At 72.2% G+C, this 15,212-nt stretch carries 16 protein-coding genes and 1 pseudogene; 8 read left to right on the top strand and 9 right to left on the bottom strand.

Annotated features, from left to right (window positions below; all coding sequences use genetic code 11):
• Positions 1-175: 175 nt before the first annotated feature.
• Complete coding sequence (locus AB0L06_RS01685; protein ID WP_500228966.1) at positions 176-1,261, bottom strand: NAD-dependent epimerase/dehydratase family protein; 1,086 nt, start codon at positions 1,259-1,261, stop codon at positions 176-178.
• A gap of 89 nt (positions 1,262-1,350) precedes the next feature.
• Here AB0L06_RS01685 and AB0L06_RS01680 point away from each other — a divergent pair, with 89 nt between their 5' ends.
• From AB0L06_RS01680 to AB0L06_RS01670, 3 genes are read left to right on the top strand one after another with little or no spacing between them, the layout of a single operon-like run.
• Positions 1,351-2,730, top strand: a complete 1,380-nt coding sequence (locus tag AB0L06_RS01680; RefSeq protein WP_500228965.1) for a zinc-dependent metalloprotease — start codon at positions 1,351-1,353, stop codon at positions 2,728-2,730.
• Positions 2,727-2,903 (top strand): hypothetical protein, encoded by a 177-nt coding sequence (locus AB0L06_RS01675; protein WP_500228964.1) that lies wholly within the window; start codon positions 2,727-2,729, stop codon positions 2,901-2,903. The genes AB0L06_RS01680 and AB0L06_RS01675 overlap by 4 nt, the downstream gene beginning before the upstream one ends.
• Entirely contained in the window at positions 2,900-3,454 is a 555-nt protein-coding gene (locus AB0L06_RS01670; RefSeq protein WP_500228963.1) for an NUDIX hydrolase, read from the top strand. The genes AB0L06_RS01675 and AB0L06_RS01670 overlap by 4 nt, the downstream gene beginning before the upstream one ends.
• 209 nt (positions 3,455-3,663) lie before the next feature.
• Here the strand turns inward: AB0L06_RS01670 and AB0L06_RS01665 are convergent, their stop codons facing one another.
• Together AB0L06_RS01665 and AB0L06_RS01660 are read right to left on the bottom strand one after the other, a co-directional pair.
• On the bottom strand, positions 3,664-4,467 hold the full coding sequence (locus tag AB0L06_RS01665; protein ID WP_500228962.1) for a hypothetical protein: 804 nt from the start codon (positions 4,465-4,467) through the stop codon (positions 3,664-3,666).
• Positions 4,464-5,015, bottom strand: coding sequence for a M48 metallopeptidase family protein (locus AB0L06_RS01660; protein WP_500228961.1), 552 nt, complete (start codon positions 5,013-5,015; stop codon positions 4,464-4,466). The genes AB0L06_RS01665 and AB0L06_RS01660 overlap by 4 nt, the downstream gene beginning before the upstream one ends.
• Before the next feature lie 400 nt (positions 5,016-5,415).
• Here AB0L06_RS01660 and AB0L06_RS01655 point away from each other — a divergent pair, with 400 nt between their 5' ends.
• Positions 5,416-6,207 (top strand): SDR family oxidoreductase, encoded by a 792-nt coding sequence (locus tag AB0L06_RS01655; RefSeq protein WP_500228960.1) that lies wholly within the window; start codon positions 5,416-5,418, stop codon positions 6,205-6,207.
• 166 nt (positions 6,208-6,373) lie between these two features.
• Here the strand turns inward: AB0L06_RS01655 and AB0L06_RS01650 are convergent, their stop codons facing one another.
• Positions 6,374-7,168, bottom strand: a complete 795-nt coding sequence (locus AB0L06_RS01650; protein ID WP_500228959.1) for an enoyl-CoA hydratase/isomerase family protein — start codon at positions 7,166-7,168, stop codon at positions 6,374-6,376.
• Between the two features lie 239 nt (positions 7,169-7,407).
• Here AB0L06_RS01650 and AB0L06_RS01645 point away from each other — a divergent pair, with 239 nt between their 5' ends.
• The gene (locus tag AB0L06_RS01645; RefSeq protein WP_500228958.1) at positions 7,408-8,751 is read left to right on the top strand and encodes an ABC1 kinase family protein; all 1,344 of its coding nucleotides are present in this window, start codon (positions 7,408-7,410) and stop codon (positions 8,749-8,751) included.
• Positions 8,752-8,973: 222 nt separating this feature from the next.
• Here AB0L06_RS01645 and AB0L06_RS01640 read toward each other — a convergent pair whose 3' ends face one another.
• The 3 genes from AB0L06_RS01640 to AB0L06_RS01630 form a co-directional block, all read right to left on the bottom strand.
• A complete protein-coding gene (locus tag AB0L06_RS01640) occupies positions 8,974-9,159 on the bottom strand; it encodes a hypothetical protein (protein WP_500228957.1) in 186 nt (61 codons plus the stop codon).
• A gap of 91 nt (positions 9,160-9,250) precedes the next feature.
• Entirely contained in the window at positions 9,251-9,511 is a 261-nt protein-coding gene (locus tag AB0L06_RS01635; RefSeq protein WP_500229293.1) for a WhiB family transcriptional regulator, read from the bottom strand.
• Between the two features lie 143 nt (positions 9,512-9,654).
• Entirely contained in the window at positions 9,655-10,014 is a 360-nt protein-coding gene (locus tag AB0L06_RS01630) for a hypothetical protein (protein ID WP_500228956.1), read from the bottom strand.
• A 382-nt stretch (positions 10,015-10,396) separates the two neighbouring features.
• Here AB0L06_RS01630 and AB0L06_RS01625 point away from each other — a divergent pair, with 382 nt between their 5' ends.
• Complete coding sequence (locus AB0L06_RS01625; protein WP_500228955.1) at positions 10,397-10,939, top strand: hypothetical protein; 543 nt, start codon at positions 10,397-10,399, stop codon at positions 10,937-10,939.
• Here the strand turns inward: AB0L06_RS01625 and AB0L06_RS01620 are convergent.
• Positions 10,920-11,849 carry an NAD-dependent epimerase/dehydratase family protein gene (locus AB0L06_RS01620; RefSeq protein WP_500228954.1) on the bottom strand — a complete coding sequence of 310 codons (930 nt, stop codon included), beginning with the start codon at positions 11,847-11,849 and terminating at the stop codon, positions 10,920-10,922. The genes AB0L06_RS01625 and AB0L06_RS01620 overlap by 20 nt on opposite strands.
• A gap of 127 nt (positions 11,850-11,976) precedes the next feature.
• Here AB0L06_RS01620 and pdxR point away from each other — a divergent pair, with 127 nt between their 5' ends.
• Complete coding sequence (gene pdxR, locus AB0L06_RS01615) at positions 11,977-13,419, top strand: MocR-like pyridoxine biosynthesis transcription factor PdxR (RefSeq protein ID WP_500228953.1); 1,443 nt, start codon at positions 11,977-11,979, stop codon at positions 13,417-13,419.
• A 69-nt stretch (positions 13,420-13,488) separates the two neighbouring features.
• Entirely contained in the window at positions 13,489-13,887 is a 399-nt protein-coding gene (locus AB0L06_RS01610; protein WP_500228952.1) for a cupin domain-containing protein, read from the top strand.
• Between the two features lie 59 nt (positions 13,888-13,946).
• Here the strand turns inward: AB0L06_RS01610 and AB0L06_RS01605 are convergent.
• Positions 13,947-14,123, bottom strand: a pseudogene (locus AB0L06_RS01605) (acyl-CoA thioesterase); the annotation flags it as partial.
• Between the last annotated feature and the right edge of the window lie 1,089 nt (positions 14,124-15,212).

Raw genomic sequence — 15,212 nt, 5'->3', positions numbered from 1 at the left:
GCCCGGCCCTCACTCCGGCCGGGCCACCTCCACTCCCGAACTCCCCGATCCCGCCCCAGGCCGAGATCCCCTCCAGACCCAGATCACCCGCAGGCCCAGATCACCGCAGCGCGAGATCACCCCAGGCCGAAATCACCGCACACCCAGATCACCCGCAGGCCGGGATCATCGCAGGTCAGACGCGGCGGCGACGCCGGGCCCGGCGGATCGCGGCGGCCGCGCCGATGGCGGCGACGGTGGCTCCGGCGGCGGTGGCCATCGTGGCCTCCTTGCCGCCCACGCGGCGTCCGACGACGGCGTGGCGCCCGGAGCTCTCCTCCATCAGGACGAGCAGGGCGGTCGCGTTGTCGAAGGCGGGCTTCCATCCGGCGGCGCGCAGGCGCGCGGCGTCCACGACCCACGGGTAGGCGACGTAGTGCAGGTCGGTGGCCGGGGCCGGGGTCATCCCCAGACGGTGCAGGCGCTGCGCCATGCCGAAGGTCACGGCGGCGGGCAGCTCGAAACCGCGCTTCCCGGTGATCTCGGCGACCTCTTCCATGCCGAGCCAGCCGTCGCAGCCGACCGCGATCGGGCCGGGAAGATCCTCCACCACGATCGTCTCCAGCGCGGACGCCAGGTCCTCGATGTGGCAGAACTGCCAGGCGGGCTCGCTGCCCTTGACCGTCAGCAGCCGCGGGGCCTCGAAATGCCTGGTCACGACCGTGTCCACGCCCGGGCCGACCAGCGCGGCCGGGCGGACGACCGTGACCGAGAGCCCCGGATGGCTCGCGGCGGCGGACGCGGCGAGGTCCTCCATCTCCAGGTAGTCGCCCGCGATGGAGGTGTTGGCCTCGGCGAGCAGCGGCGCGTCCTCGCGCAGCGGGACCTCGTTGTCGGCCAGCGCGCCGTACACCATCGCGCTCGTGATCAGCACCACCCGCCGGACCCGGGCGGCCGCCGCGGCCGTCACCACGGTCTGGGCGCCCCGGACGTTGTGCGTGCGGCGGTCCTTGGAGTCCAGATCGGGCGATCGCTCGATGTCGAGGTTGACGATCACGTCCACGTCCGACAGCCGGTTGGACAGCAGGGGGTCGCGGATGTCGACGACCCGCCAGGTCGCCCCCGGCACGTCGCCGCGGTGGCCGTCCACGGCCACGACCTTGCGGATCTCCTCACGCTCGGCGAGCCGGGCGGCCAGCAGCCGCCCCGCACCGGACGCCGCGCCGGTGACGGCGACGACCGGGCCCTTGCTACGCCGAGGGCGAACCTTGCCCGTTGCCACGGGAGCGCCCCCTTCTCTGTGTACGCGACCTCGCCGGGACCGGCTAACGTTGCGGATATGAGCCCATCATGCATGCCGGGGGCAAACCGATGAATGACACTCCGTTCGGCTTCAACCGTCCAGGCGACGGTGACGACGACAAGCCCCGGGACCCGTTCGGCGGGATGGGCGGCGGCATGGGCGACATGCAGCAGTTCGCCGACATGCTGCACCGCTTCGCCGACATGATCGGCACCCAGGGAGCCCCGGGTGCCGGCTCCGGCCCCCTGAACTGGGACCTGGCCAAGAACATCGCCCGCCACACCGTGGTGGAGGACGGCGGCGACCCGTCCGTGCTGGACTCCGAGCGCACCAAGATCGTCGAGGCGCTCCGCCTGGCCGACCTCTGGCTGGACGAGGGCACCACGCTGCCCGCCGGGATCCGCACCCCGCAGGCCTGGAGCCGATCCGAGTGGATCGAGAACACCCTTCCGGTCTGGGAGAAGGTCTGCGACCCGATCGCGAACCGGATGGTCGAGTCGATGGGCGGCGCCCTCGGCGGCGGCCTCGGCGAGGACGTCCCGGCCGAGATGCAGGCCATGGCCGGCCCGCTGATCGGCATGGTCCGGCAGATGGCCGGGGCCATGGTCGGCGGCCAGACCGGGCAGGCGCTGGGCGCGCTCGCCAAGGAGGTCACCTCGTCCAGCGACGTGGGCCTGCCGCTCGCCCCCGCCGGTGTCGGCGCGCTGCTGCCCGCCGCGGTCACCGCGTTCGGCGACGGCCTCGAGATCTCCGAGGACGAGGTCCGGCTGTACCTGGCGCTGCGCGAGGCCGCCCACCAGCGGCTGTTCGCGCACGTCCCGTGGCTGCGGGCGCACCTGCTCGGCGCCGTCGAGGACTACGCGCGCGGCATCACCGTCGACCTGTCCGGGATCGAGCAGGCCGTCTCCGGGCTGGACCTGTCCAACCCCGAGGCCCTCCAGGAGGCGCTCGGCGACGGGATCTCCCTGACGCCCGCCGAGACCCCGCAGCAGAAGGCCGCGCTCGCCCGCCTGGAGACCACGCTCGCGCTGGTCGAGGGCTGGGTCGACACGGTCGTCAACCGGGTCGCCGACGGCCGGCTGCCCGAGGCGGTCAAGCTCGCCGAGGCCGTCCGGCGGCGGCGCGCGACCGGCGGACCCGCCGAGCGCACCTTCGCCACCCTCGTCGGCCTGGAGCTGCGGCCCCGGCGGCTGCGCGAGGCCGGGGCGCTGTGGCGCACGCTCACCGACGTCCGCGGCGCCGAGGGCCGGGACGCGATCTGGGAGCACCCGGACCTGCTGCCCACCGCCGACGACCTCACCGACCCGGACTCCTACGTCCACGGCGACCCCGACTCGCCGGGCATCTCGGACGCCGACCTGTCCGCCCTCACCGAGGAGCGTCCGGTCGAGAAGCCGTCGGACGAGAACGGCGAGGACGGCAAGGGCGACACGGAGCCGGGCGCATGAGCGCGGCCCATCCCGCCTCCCACGTCAACGGCTGCTCGCTGACCCCCTTCCGCGCGGCGATGATCCGCCGCCGGACGTCCCGCACGGCGCTCTGCTGGCAGCGTCCCAGCGACCAGGAGCGCCGCCGCCACCAGCGGACCGACTCCCGCTACCCGCGGGTGGGGCGGGTGTGACCGCTCCCCCGGTCCCGTCGGTGCACGCCGACGCCGTCCGCGTCCTCTCGGCGTGGACGGCGCCGGACGCCGAGCAGGCGCACGTCCGCGACGGTTTCCTCGAGCATCTGGCCACGCACCCGGACGGCACGTGGCGTGAATGTGTTCCCGGTCACATCACGGCGAGCGCGCTCGTCCTGGACGCGTCGCGCTCTCGCGTGCTGCTGACCCTGCACTCGAAGATCAAGCGGTGGCTCCAGCTCGGCGGGCACTGCGAGCCGGGCGACGCCACCCTCGCGGACGCGGCGCTGCGCGAGGCCACCGAGGAGTCCGGGATCCCCGGCCTCGTCCTGTCGCCGAGCCCGCTGCGGCTCGACCGGCACCTCGTGCCCTGCCACCCCGGTGGCTCCTGGCACCTGGACGTCCAGTACGCGGTGGTCGCGCCGCCGGGCGCGCTCGCCGTGCGGAGCGACGAATCGGACGATCTCCGCTGGTTCCCGGCGGACGACCTGCCCGAACCGACCGACGACGCCGTCCGCGCCCTGGTCACCGCCGCCCTCGCCACCCCCTGACCGGACGTCAGGCAACCGGCGGGCAGACGCCAACCGGCCGGGAGCGAGCATCAGGAAACCGGCAGGCAACCAACCGGGATGGGCCTCAGCTCGGCCGGGGACGAGCGTCAGCCGACCGGCGAGCAGGCCTTAGGCGACCGGGGACGAGCGTCAGGCAACCGGTGGCGAGCGTCAGGCGATCAGCGGGGCCAGCGTCAGGCGACCAGGCTTCAGGCGACTGGGCGCCCTTCCAGGAGGGCGCGGGTCGACTCCCAGCCTTCCAGGCCAGGGTCGAGCAGTGCGACGTCCGCCGGGGTGCGCAGCCGGTGCCAGCTCGGGCCCTGCGGGATCTGGCCGTGCCGCGGAGCGGCGGCGCGCAGCCGGGCCAGGGCGTCCGGGACGTCCAGGTCCGTGCCGGTCAGGGCGTCCGCGAGCCAGGGCGGCAGGGGCAGGCGGGCCGCCAGCGCGACGAGCCCTCCCCCTGCGGACTGGCAGGCGGCGGCCGGGGCCTGCCCGAGGGCGCGGAACAGCTTGCCGAGCAGCAGCGGCGGAAGATCAGGGGCGTCCGGAGAGATCAGCGCGGCCTCGGTCGCGCCGAGCGCGTGCAGCGCGGCGAACGCGCCGGGCAGGGCCGGCTCGCGGACGATCGGGGTCCCGGGCCAGGTCAGCGCCTCGGCGTCGGGCTGGTCGGGCGGGTCGAGGACGAGCGCGGCGGTCACCAGCTCCAGGCCCGCGACGACCTCGTAGGTGTCCTCGAGCAACGCGAGCCGGTAGTCGTCGGCGTCCACGCCGGGCGGCGGCTGCGCGTCCCCGCCGGACGACCGCACCGACAGAACCCCCGCATACCGGACGGCCCGCACCGGCGAGTACTCCCGCCGATCCTCTTCGACCCGCACCATCGCCGCGTCCGGCTGTTCTCCTTCAGCCCGCGCCATCGCCGCGTCCAGCTGATCCTCTTCGACCCGCACCATCGCCGCATCCGGTTGATCTTCTTCGACCTGCGCCATCGCCGCGTCCTGCGGGTCGGCGCTCAACCGGCCACTCCGTGACGGAGGTCGTCCTCGTCGGACGCGCCGGACTCCATGGGGAGGTGGGCCGCGGCCGCGACCCCCTCCAGGTAGCCGCGGGCGCGGTCGGCCTTCGGGTAGTGGGCGACGAGTTCCCAGAAGTCCGCGCCGTGTCCCGGGACGAGAAGGTGGGCCAGTTCGTGGATCAGGACGTAGTCCACGACCCAGGACGGCATCCCGCGGAGCCGGGTGGAGAGCCGGATGGTCCCGTCGTCCGGGGTGCAGGATCCCCAGCGGGTGCGCTGGTTCTCGACCCAGCGGACGCTCGCTGGGACGGCCTTGCCGTCCAGGTAGCGCCGGGACAACTCGTCCGCGCGCGTCTCCAGATCGGCATCGCTGGGACGGCGGCGGCGCTCACGGTCGGCGAGCCGCTGGAGGATGGTCGCGATCCACTGCTCCTCTTCCGCCTTGCTGAGCCGGGACGGCAGCATGACCACGACCTTGTCCCCGTCCCGATATGCGGACACCGTCCGCCGACGTCTGCTGCTCCGGCGGACCTCAACGTTTGGGGGCACGCAAGAACCGTACCCAAAACTTTGCGCCCGCCACAGGGGGGGTTGGCCGTTTTCCCAGCTCAGCACCGATGTTTTCCCCGCTTGGGAGCCGCCCGCCATCCCCTTCGCGGCACCCTGGACAACACGCCGGAAGGATTTTCTGGGAATTCGGCTGGACCGAAAAAGGTGCGGAGCGTGACGGGAGATCCCACTCACCAAGACGTCCGGCGGACGCCTCGGCGGCCTCCCATACCTGCCCGCAACCTGGGGGAGGCTCATGAGCGGCGCGGCCCGACAGGAGCCTTGGTGAGATCCGTCACGATCGTCCTCCAAGATCTCGGCGTCACATTCGTGCCGTTCGTTCCGTCCTCCCTGTAGACGGGGCGAAACCCGCCACCGTCCTCTCGGAACGGAGTAGGTCATGACGGCACCGATTCTGGTCACTGGCGGCACCGGGACCCTCGGCTCACTGCTCGTCTCCCGGCTGCGGGACGCGGGACACGAGGTGCGGGTGGTCACCCGGCACACCCGCCCGGCCGCGGACGGCGTCGAGTACGTGGCCTGCGACCTGCTCCAGGGCGACGGGATCGACGAGGCCGTCGCCGGGGCGGAGACCGTCGTCCACGTCGCGGGCGGCCCGAAGGGCGACGACGTCGCGACCGGCAACCTCGTGAAGGCCGCGAAGCGGGCGGGCGCCCGGCACCTGGTGTACGTCTCGGTCACCGGGGTGGACGACGTCCCGATGGCGTGGCTGCGCACGAAGCTCGCGTCCGAGCGGGCCGTCGCCGACTCGGGCGTCCCGTGGACGACGCTTCGGCCCGCCCAGTTCCACAGCCTGATCGTCGGAATGGCGGAGAAGGCGGCGAAACTGCCGATCATCCCGGCCCCGGGCGCGCTGCGCTTCCAGCCCGTGGACGAGCGGGACGTCGCCGCCCACCTGGCCGAACTCGTCCTCGGCGAGCCGTCCGGCCTCGTCCCTGACCTCGCCGGGCCGGCCGACTACACCCTGGCCGAGCTGTTCGCCGGATACCTCGCCGCCGCGGGCAAGCGCCGCCCGCTCCTGCCCGTCCCGGTGCCGGGCAAGGTCGGCCGTGCCTACCGCGACGGCCTCAACCTCGCCCGCAAGGGCGCCGTCCGCGGCACCCGCACCTGGGAGGACTACCTCACCGAGCACTTCGCCGCCGCCCCGAAGCCCGAGCCCGCCACCCCCTGACCACCCACCCCGGACACGAGTCCGAGGGTGGGTGGCCTGAACACGGCCCCGCCACGGACGACCTCGACACGGCCCCGGCGCGGCGGCCTGGGCGCGGATCCGGCGCGGGCGGGTCTGGACGCCTCGTCACGCCTGGACGGGCCAGGCGTGATCGATCAGCGGGCGGTCAGCGGCCGGTGAACTTCGGGGGGCGCTTCTCGCGCTGGGCGGTGAGGCCCTCGATCATGTCGTCGGTGGTCATCGTGAGGGGCTGGGCGAGGGCCTCCCAGCGGAGCGCGGTCGCCATGTCGGGGTGGCCGCCGTTCGCGAGGGCGGCCTTGGTGAGGCGGGTGGCGATCGGGGCCTGCGCGGCGACACGGTCCGCGACGGCGAGCGCCTCGGGCAGGACGTCCTCGCGCGGGACGGCCCGGTTGACCAGGCCGTTCGCCGCGGCCTCGACGCCGGTGAGGACGCGCCCGGTGAGCAGCATCTCGCGGGCGAGCGGCAGGCCCGCCACCTCCGGGAACAGCCAGGTCGCGGCCATGCCGGGGTGCAGGCCGAGGGCGGTGAAGGGCGCGAGGAGCTTGGCGTCGGCGGCGGCGTAGCGCAGGTCGCAGGCGAGCGCGAGGCAGAGTCCGGCGCCGACCGCATGGCCGTTGACGGCCGCGATCGTCGGGACCTCGAGGTCCCGGATCATCAGCCAGGTCCGGTAGTAGTCGGCCATCCGGGTGCGCAGCTCGGGCAGCTCGGCCGCGTTGGTGTCGGCGAGCCAGGACAGCACTCCGCCCGAGGTGAACGCGCTGCCCGCGCCCGTCACGACGACGCAGCGCAGCCCGGTGTCGGCGCGCAGCCCGGTGAGCGCGTCCTTCCAGGCGACGGTCATCTCGTCCGACATGGCATTGCGCCGGGACGGGTCGTTCAGCGTGAGGACGGCGACACCGTCCGGACGGCGGTCCACCAGCAGGACGCGATCTTCAGACATGGCCGAACCGTACCGCGAGCGCCGCGCCGACCACCGCGAGGGCAGGGCCTGCCCTCGCGGAGGCCGGGCGGGCCGCCGCGGAGGCCGGGCAGGGTGCCGTGGAGGCCGGGCAGGGTATCGTGCGCTCGCGTGAGAAAGCGCACACTTACCATGTTCTCGCAGCTAGTCAAGGTGCGGCAGGATCCGGCCGTCCGCTTTGTGCCCGATCGTTGTGGCGCGAACGACAGGTGTCCCCGAGAATGGTCGCCGTGAGCGATCTTCCCCGCCGCGCGGTGACGCGGTCCGCAAAGCTGGCGTCCCTCCCGCTCGGTTTCGCCGGGCGCACCGCTCTGGGCGTCGGGAAACGCACCTTCGGCAAGTCCGCCGAGACGGTCGCCATGGAGATCCAGCAGCGCACCGCCGAGCAGCTGTTCAAGGTGCTCGGGGAGCTCAAGGGCGGCGCGATGAAGCTGGGCCAGATGCTCTCGATCTTCGAGGCGGCGCTGCCGCCGGAGATCGCCGGCCCCTACCGGGCCACCCTCACCCGGCTCCAGGAGGCGGCGCCGCCGCTGCCCGCCTCGGCCGTCCACCAGGTCCTGGCGGAGGGGCTCGGCGAGGACTGGCGGGAGTACTTCCAGGAGTTCGACGACAAGCCGGCCGCCGCCGCGTCCATCGGGCAGGTGCACCGCGCGGTCTGGGGGGACGGCCGGGACGTCGCCGTCAAGGTCCAGTACCCGGGCGCGGGCAAGGCGCTGATCAGCGACTTCAACCAGCTGGCCAGGCTCGGCCGGCTGTTCGGCGCGCTCATGCCCGGCCTGGACGTCAAGTCGATGCTCACCGAGCTCAAGGAGCGGGTGGTCGAGGAGCTCGACTACTCCATCGAGGCCGAGTCGCAGACGCTCATGCGCGAGGGCTTCCCCGCGGACGACCCCGACTTCTACATCCCCGAGGTCGTCGCGCAGGCGGGGAACGTCCTGGTCACCGAGTGGATCGACGGCACACCGCTCTCGAAGATCATCAGTGAGGGCGACCAGGCCACCCGGGACCACGCCGCCCTGCTGTACTGCCGGTTCCTGCTGTCCGGGCCGAGCCGCTGCGGGCTGCTGCACGGCGACCCGCACCCGGGCAACTTCCGGTTGCTCCCGGACGGCCGGCTCGGCGTCCTCGACTTCGGCGCGGTGGACCGGATCCCCGAGGAGTTCCAGTACCGGATGGGCCGCCTGCTGCGCATCGGCACGCTGGACGACATCGACGAGATCGAGGCCGCGCTCCGCGACGAGGACTTCATCCGCGAGGGCGTCGAGATCGACATCGAGGGCCTGGAGGCGTTCCTCGCCCCGATCACCGAGCCGTTCGTCAACGAGACCTTCAAGTTCAACCGCGAGTGGCTGCGCGACATGGCCGCCCGGGTCACCGACCTCCGTCCGACCAACGTCGTCCGGCAGCTCAACCTGCCGCCGCAGTACGTGATCGTCCACCGCGTCCTGTCGGCGGGCACGGGCGTCCTCTGCCAGCTCGAATGCGAGATCCCCGCCCGCGCCGAGTCCCTGCGCTGGGTCTCCGGCTTCGCCGACGAGGAAGAGGACGTCGAACCGGTCGCCTGAGCGGCGGAAGGACGGAAAAGCAGAGCGGGGCCGCGCACCGATGTAGTGCGCGGCCCCGCCTTTTCGCGTCCGGCCAACGAGAGGGAGAGCCGGGCGCGCGGCGGCCGCATCGGGAGGCTCGCTAATCCGCCAAACCATCCAAGAAAGAACGGATCGGGCCTGCCACCGAGACGGCTGGGTTCCGGGGCCACCTCGCCTCACGAGTGAGGCGGCCGTTTTCGGTCAGTCGAGCGGACGGCGCGGAGCCGGGGCCAGCAAGGCCCGGCTCACGCGCGCGGCACGGAACTGTGCCTGGCGCTTGGCCCGGCGCATGGCCCGCATCCGGGCCGCCCGGAGCTCCGCGGCCTCGGCCGCGTCCGCCGGGGCCGGTATTCGCTCCCGCGAAAGGTCCTGGCTGAGCAAGGTCATCTTCGTCTCCTGGGGGACGGGGCGGCGCGACGCGCGGGTCGCGCCGCCCTGTGCCTCGATGTGAACGGTCGGGATCGTGGTCATCGCCGGGTCACGCGGTCACCTGGTCGGGAAGCGGGTGCTTCCGGGGACGGCCGCGCGGCCGCTTGCGCGGGACGACGACGCCGCGGACGAACAGCTCGCCTCCCCACACACCCCAGGGCTCCTTGCGCTCGAGCGCTCCGGCGAGGCATTCGCTGCGGAGCGGGCACTCCAGGCAGAGCGCCTTGGCGAGCTCGACGTCGGCGGGTGCCTCGGCGAAGAAGAGCTCCGGGTCGGTCCGGCAGGGCAGAGTGAGGTCCTCGTCGCTCATCGCGAGAGCCCCCTGCATCACGGTCACCCTGTTTCCTCTCGTTGGATCTCAACGGGTTCGTGTCGTCGGGTCTGTCTGGACAAAGAGAAAGGCCGCGGATTCCGGTGTCGGAATCCGCGGCCCGGGGGCTCGCCGGTCTGCTTCTAGACCGGTCGTAGCCTCCGGGGGTACGGACCCGACTCGTCGCCCTCCGGGGAGGTGACGTTCACGTGGGTCGTGGCCGGGGCGGTGCGCTGTGCGCCTTCCGCGGGTTCGGCTGCGAGGACACTGCGCCCCTGCTCATCACGGGACACCTGCTGCATCAGACCGCGCAGGCGCAGCCCGTTCCCGAACAGGCCGAAGCCATCGAGATCGGTCATGAACCTGTCGGTCTTCAGCTGGACGCCGCCGCCGAGTTTCGCCACGTCACCGAGAATTCGGGTGTGGACGGGGAGGGCGGTGGCGCCGGCATAGGCGGCCGAGAACGCCGGGCAGGGAGCAGTCCCGCTCTGCCACTGACTCATCGAGTTCATGTTCTTCACCGGACCACACACCACCTTCCTGGTTCTCGTGCCGACCGCCGGATCAAGATCCGCTCGTCGACCTGCCGAATGTTCACAGTGAGCGTACGGCGCTCCGCGGGAAATCAGCAAGATATTTTTGACCTGCGGTTTTGTGGCCCGTCTCACCGGAACCACCACCGCGTCCCGCGCGTCGTACGCTCACTCGACGCTGTGTCCAGAGTAGCGCTCCCCACCGACAATGATCATGTCCGCGTCCACACCCGGCCGTCCCGAATCCGACAGTCCCGGCCGGACCACACGGCGGGCATGGGCGGTCTTCAGTGGGCGGACTTCCGGCTGAAGACCGTCACGAGTGTCGGTGGGGCAGGGCAGGATGTTCGATATGTCCGACAACGAGGCCCTGCTCCGGCGGATCGAGGGCGACGAGAACATCGCCGACATGCTCGTCTGGCCTGGCGACTTCGACATCCGGCGCCGTCGGCCGATCGAGGACGTCTTCCTCGCGTCCGGGACGTCCCTGAACGTGATCGCGGGGGACGGAGCGGGCGGCTCGTTCTTCCTCTGCGGCGGCGTGGACGGCCCCGTGCTCTACGCCGATTCGGAGGGTCAGGCCTCGCTCATCGCCGCCGACCTCGTCCATGCCGTCACCCTCATCGCGGTCCTGCCGTACTGGCGCGACCTCGGCCACGGCTGGTCGGTCGAGGAGGCCGAGAAGGACCTCCTCGAGGAGGAACCGGACCACCCCGAACGCCGCGCCGAGCTCCTCGCCCTCCTCGACCTCACCCCGCCGTCGAACGAGCGGCTCGTCGAGCGCTTCCGCAGCGCCGCGCGGCTCACCGTCCCGGACTTCCAGCCGAAATGCCTGCATGGCGACGGCGACGGCGCCTACGAGGCGACCTACGGATTCATGTTCGAGAGGTTCTGACGCTCTGGCACGTCCAGGGGCAGAACCTCTTCATCTCGGCGAAGCCGGTCCGCCAGCTCGGGTACGCCGGGCGCCAGCCCAGAGCGCCACGGGCGTGGGTGTTGGACGCGCCGCGCTGCCAGCCCGCCCGACCGTCCGCCGGCTCCGGCGGCGGAACGACGAGCGCGTCGGCCAGCACCGGGAGCCACTCGCGGGCCGGCGCGGGCTCGTCGTCGACGATGTTCACCACGCCGCTCGGCCAGTCGAGAGCGTCGACGGCGGCGCAGGCCGCGTCCTCGATGTGGACGAAGGAACCGACCGCGTCGTCGGCCCGCAGCGGCCCCAGGAAGACGGCGGCCTTCTCGTCCTCCGCGCGCCCCGCCAGGCGCTCGGAGACCAGGCCGCCGGGGGCGTACCAGGTCCCGGGGCCGTAGAGGGTGCCGTAACGCAGGACGACGTACTCGTCCATCTCGGCGACCGTCTCCTCCAGGGCCGTGATCCCGGCGATCGTGCTCGACCTCGGCGCCGGCGCGGTCACGTCCAGTGGCGTGTTCTCGTCCGCGGGGGTGTCGCCCGGCTCGTAGGCCCAGGCGATCGACTGCGCGATGACCTTCCTGACGCCCGCCCGCCGTGCGGCGTCGACCAGGACGCGGGTGCCCTCGCGGCGGATCCGCACGTTCTCTGCGGGTGCGCCGCCGGACAGGGCCGTGAGCTGGTGGATCACGACGTCCGGCGCCGCGGCCGCGACCGCCTCGCGCATGCCGTCGGCGTCGAAGGCGTCGACCCGCACGGCGGACGCCCCCTGCGCCCACAGCCGGTCGCGCTGCTTGAGATCGCGCACGACACCGGTCACGTCGTGCTCGGCGTCGACGAGCAGTGGAACCAGGGAACTCCCCACGGCGCCGGTGGCACCGGCGACGAAAATACGCACAACGAGCTCCTCACGATGTTCCTCGAAAGCGCCGCCCGGGCCAGGAGCAGGCGGTGCGGCCGCTCGCCGGGCCAGGGCGACACCAGCCACGTTAGGGAGCGAACGACCGCCTACGATGGGCCATTCAATGAGCAAGACATTGGGCCGTTCTGGCACGTCCTCCCGTCCTGACGCCGCCGCGGTCGGTCCTGAGCTGCTGCTGGAGATCCCGAAGCGCGGCGGCCGGCGCCGGGCGGTGGAGGAGTCACTGCGCGCCGCCGTCCGCGAGGGGCGCCTCGCCGCCGGCGTCCGCCTGCCGTCGAGCAGGGATCTGGCCGCGCAGCTCGGACTGTCCCGCGGCACCGTGGCCGGGGCGTACGAGCAGCTCGTCGCCGAAGGCTGGCTGACCGCGCAGTCGGGCTCCGGAACGCGCGTCGCCGCGGGCGCCGCCGCTCCGGCCTCGCCCGTCCGAGGCCGTGCCGCGGCCCCGGCCGTCCGCCACGACCTGGTCCCCGGACGGCCCGACGCCCGGGCCTTCCCCCGCGACGCCTGGTCCGCCGCGATGCGGCACGTCCTCCGGGAGGCCCCGGCGGACGCGTTCGGCTTCGGCGACACCCGGGGCCGCATCGAGCTGAGGACGACGCTGGCCGCCTACCTCGGCCGGGTCCGGGGCGTCCGCGTCGACCCCGCGCACCTGGTGATCTGCTCGGGGTACACGCAGGCGCTCGACCTGCTCGCCGACGCGTTCGCCGGACTCGGGGTCCGCACGATCGGCATGGAGACGCCCGCGACCGGCGACCACGTCGCCATCGTGGCCGCGAAACTACGCGTCGCGGACATCCCCGTCGACGCGGACGGCCTCTCCCTCACCGCGCTGGAAGCCTCGGGCGCCGAGGCGGCCGTGTGCACCCCGGCCCACCAGTTCCCCCTCGGGATGAGCATGTCGCCCGCCCGCCGGTCCGAGCTGCTGGCCTGGGCGGACGAGACGCTCGGCTGGATCGTCGAGGACGACTACGACGGCGAGTTCCGCTACGACCGCCGCCCCATCGGCGCGCTGCAGTCACGGCGTCCGTCCCGCACGGTCTACGTCGGCTCCACCAGCAAGACCCTGGGTCCGACCGTCCGGCTGGGCTGGATCGCCTGTCCCCCGCACCTCCTCGAACCCCTTGTCGAGGCCAAACGCCGGGCACGCTCGAACGGCCCCCTCGACCAGCTCGCGCTCGCCCGGCTGATCGACACCGGCGCGTACGACCGGTACCTGCGGACCGTCCGCCGCGCCTACCGGACGCGCCGCGACCGGCTCGCCGAGGCCGTCCGGACCGGCCTGCCCGGCGCGCGGCTCCTCGGCATCGAGGCGGGCCTGCACGCGCTCCTGGAACTCCCCGCCGGCTCCCCGGACGAGACGACGATCGCCGCCGCCCTCCGGGACGCGTCGGTCCACGTCCACCCGCTGGGCGCCTACGAGCGTCCCGCACCCCGTCGCGACCGTCCGCCCACCCTCATCGTCGGCTACGGAACCCCGTCGTCCCACGCCTACGAGGCCGCGATCACCGCGTTCACGAACCGCCTCCGGCCACTCATCCCGTCCTGAGAAACGGCCCAATCCAGCGGCCTGGGAACGGCCCAACCGAAGGTTCCATCACGACCTAGGTTCCAGGGCATGGAGAGCGACGAGCAACCGAACACCGTCATCTCGGTCCTTCAGGAAGAGGTCCCCGACATCCCCGACGCACCCCGCGTCATGACCGTCCTGATCGAGCTGCCCCCGGGAACCCCGGGCAGCCCCCCGCACCGCCACCCCGGCCCGGTCTTCGGATACATGATCGAAGGCGAGATGCTCTTCGAGGTGGAGGGCGAACCCGAACGCGTGATCCGCGCCGGAGAGTCCCTCCAGGAAGCGGGCGGCGACCTCATCCACTACCAGGCCGCCAACAACCTCACCGACCGCTGGTCCCGCTTCGTCGTCTTCATGCTGGTCCCCCAGGGCGAACCCTTCTTCACCCTCGTCGACCAGGACGAACTGGACCGCCGCCAACACCTCCGAGCCCCCCGCCCCTGACCCCCAAGACGACGGCCTACGCCGCCCACCGACGCCCCAGGCCCACCGCCTCGCGCAGGTCAGGCGTCGGTTACGCGGATTAGGCCTTCCTGCATGACGGAGGCGACGAGGTCGCCGTCTCGGGTGAAGATTTGGCCTCGGGCCAGGCCTCGGGCGCCGCCGGCGAAGGGGGTGTCTTGGTAGTAGAGGAGCCAGTCGTCGGTTCTGAAGGGCTTGTGGAACCACATGGCGTGATCACCTACTTGATCATCAATCCCCACGATGACCTGCACATACGCGCCACCCTGCCTTCAACGTGCCGCAATCGGCACACCATACGCACAGACATCGCTGTCAGCGGCCCGGAAGGCCGGCCACCCGTCCCACCGGGTGGCCGGCCTTTTTGCGTTTCCGCCCGGGCGCGCTTCAGCGCATCCATCCCCATCGAAGGGCTCGTCGAGCCAACCTCCTCCCGCATGTCTCAGCCTTCAGGCAAGCTGCTCTTCGGAACCCCTAGTGACCATCAGATCCCCAGGAGGTTCCGAAGGACAAACAAGTCAACAGTGGAACGAAGCGGACAGCATGTGCGCGATGAAGCGCTCACGTGCAGCGATATTGCCAGCTCATCTAGCCCGTCCCCGACCCTCAGCGGTCGGCCCTCATTGCGGCCCCGCACGGCTCACATGCAGGTCCACCCGACGATCCGTCACCGACCCTCAGCGGTCGGCCCTCATTGCGGCAGCACGACCGTGCCGCAGTGCGTCGTCACCGTGTCCGGCCCGTCACCGACCCTCAGCGGTCGGCCCTCATTGCGGCTTGCTGACGCCAGTCTCGTTGTTGGTGAGGCGAGACCCCCGTCACCGACCCTCAGCGGTCGGCCCTCATTGCGGCGTCCTGAACACCCATCCGTCGCTGACCATGATCGGTGCGTCCGTCACCGATCCTCAGCGGTCGGCCCTCATTGCGGCTGGATCACCTGGAGGTTCTCGTGATCGCCATGCCCATCCCGTCACCGATCCTCAGCGGTCGGCCCTCATTGCGGCGGCGTGGCCCGGATGACCGTCCAGCATGCGGTCCGGCCGTCATCGACCGTCTGCGGTCGGTCCTCATTTGCTGCTTCTCCCGCCGGTGCGCGTCGGCGAACGTCGCCGCCGTCGGCATCGACCGTCCGCGGTCGGTCCCCATTGCGGCAAGAACGTCCTCTATCAACACCGCGTGAGCGGATCCAGACCGGGCTGGATTCGCTGTGGCGCTGTGCTCGCGACAGGGCAATTTACTGATCTGGGGGTGGTCTGTCGGGGGTGTGTCGTAGCGTCTGCGTTGCGTGTTCGGCGTCACTTCGGATG

It is taken from the genome of Spirillospora sp. NPDC052269 (assembly GCF_040679435.1).
Taxonomy (GTDB): Bacteria; Actinomycetota; Actinomycetes; order Streptosporangiales; family Streptosporangiaceae; genus Spirillospora.
The sequence above is the reverse complement of the archived record's forward strand: the minus strand, read 5'-3'. Positions and strand labels throughout refer to the sequence as shown.